1 protein-coding gene is annotated in these 1,679 nt (G+C 58.4%); it reads right to left on the reverse strand.

Annotated elements, in window-relative coordinates; genetic code table 11:
- Positions 1 to 174: 174 nt before the first annotated feature.
- A complete protein-coding gene (locus tag HNP49_RS18500; protein ID WP_184685790.1) occupies positions 175 to 1,605 on the reverse strand; it encodes an IS1182 family transposase in 1,431 nt (476 codons plus the stop codon).
- Positions 1,606 to 1,679 lie beyond the last annotated feature (74 nt).

Raw genomic sequence — 1,679 nt, forward strand, 5'->3', positions numbered from 1 at the left:
GGCCCAGACCGTGTAAAAACGCAGCGGGTGATGGATAGCTGGATATTGGGGTGTTTTAGCTGCGCCCAGAGGCCCTAGGGGCTCCTAGTGTGTCGATCCGATTGATTCAGCCAATTCGGGCAAGTGTGGCTCTGCGATTCTTGGCGACGAGTTCAATGGGCTGCCAATGGGGTTTCAGACCCTCATCGCGTTCATCAGCGCGCCATTGCCCAGCAGATTCAGCACCCGTTTGAAGTTGTAGGCGAGCACATGCAGGCTCATTTCCGTGCTCACTCGGTCGAGCGTCTTGGTGAGGAAATGAGTGGCGCCCATCCAGGCTTTCAATGTCCCGAACGGATGCTCAACCGTCTGACGGCGGATGCGCATCATCTCCGGCGCCTGATCCAGACGAGTCTGCATCGCATCGAGCACCGACTCATGCTCCCAGCGACTCACCCGGCGCTGTGCGCTCGGTGTGCACTGATCTTTCAACGCACACCTTTGGCAGTTCGAGCTCCAGTAACGGTGCAGCTTCAGCCCTTTCTCGACGTGTGAGAAGCGCCAGATCAGGCTTTGCCCTGCCGGGCAACGGTACTCGTTCCTTGCCGCGTCATAGATGAAGTCACCTTTGCCAAAGCGGCCAGCCGCTGTCGCCCCCGAAGTCAGCGTCTTGGGCACGAAAGCAGTGATACCAGCTTCGTGGCAGGCGAGGATTTCCTCGCTCTTGAAATAGCCTCGGTCAGCGACCACCGAGAGCACTTCCACGCCCATCGCTTCCCGCGCCTGCATGGCCATGCTACTCAGTTGATCACGGTCGACGCCGTCGTTGGTGACTTCGTGCGTCACGATCAGGTGATGCTTCGTATCGACCGCAGCTTGGACGTTGTAACCGACCATCCCGGTGCCACGCGTCATCATCGAGCGTGCATCAGGATCGGTCAGTGAAATCTGCTTGTCTGGGGCGGTCTGAAGCTGGGTCTCGATGGCCTGGAGTTCCTGCATCTTCACTTTTAACGCCGCGATCTTGCTGTGCAGTCGCTCGGCCTTGGCTTGTGCCACGGCAGGTTCCTGTCGATCGGCAGTGTCCAGGGCGATGAGGTAGCGGCTGATGCTGGATTCGATTTCCTCCATCCGCCGTTGCAACTTGGCACTGGTGAAGTTGCGATCACGATTGTTGACCGCCTTGAACTTGCTGCCGTCGATGGCAACCAGCGCCTCGGCGAATAGACCGAGCTGCTGACACAGCACCACGAACTGCCGACAGACACCGCGGATTGCCTTGCCGTTATCCTTGCGGAAGTTGGCGATGGTCTTGAAGTCCGGCATCAGGCGCCCGGTCAACCACATCAGCTCGACGTTGCGCTGGGTCTCTCGCTCAAGGCGGCGACTGGACTGGATGCGATTGAGGTAGCCGTAGATGTAGATCTTCAGTAGGACGGCAGGATGGTAAGCAGGCCTACCAGTTTCTGCGGGGACAACGCCCTCGAAACCGAGTTGACCAAGATCGAGTTCATCGACGAACACATCGACAACACGCACCGGGTTGGTGTCCGCCACGTAGTCATCCAGGCTCTCGGGAAGCAGCGCGCTTTGGCCTCGATGCTCTCCCTGGATAAAACGCTTCATCGGCATTCCCCACTGATTTGAATCCATCAAATCACAGCAAGGTCGATGCCAGCGTTTTTACACAGCCTGGGCCG

The sequence above is a fragment of the Pseudomonas fluvialis genome (genome assembly GCF_014207935.1).
Lineage (GTDB): Bacteria > Pseudomonadota > Gammaproteobacteria > Pseudomonadales > Pseudomonadaceae > Aquipseudomonas > Aquipseudomonas fluvialis_A.

What these genes read in the sequence shown, in the direction of transcription:
- HNP49_RS18500 (WP_184685790.1), bottom strand. Translation starts at nt 1,605, where the DNA reads ATGAAGCGTTTTATCCAGGGAGAGCATCGAGGCCAAAGCGCGCTGCTT.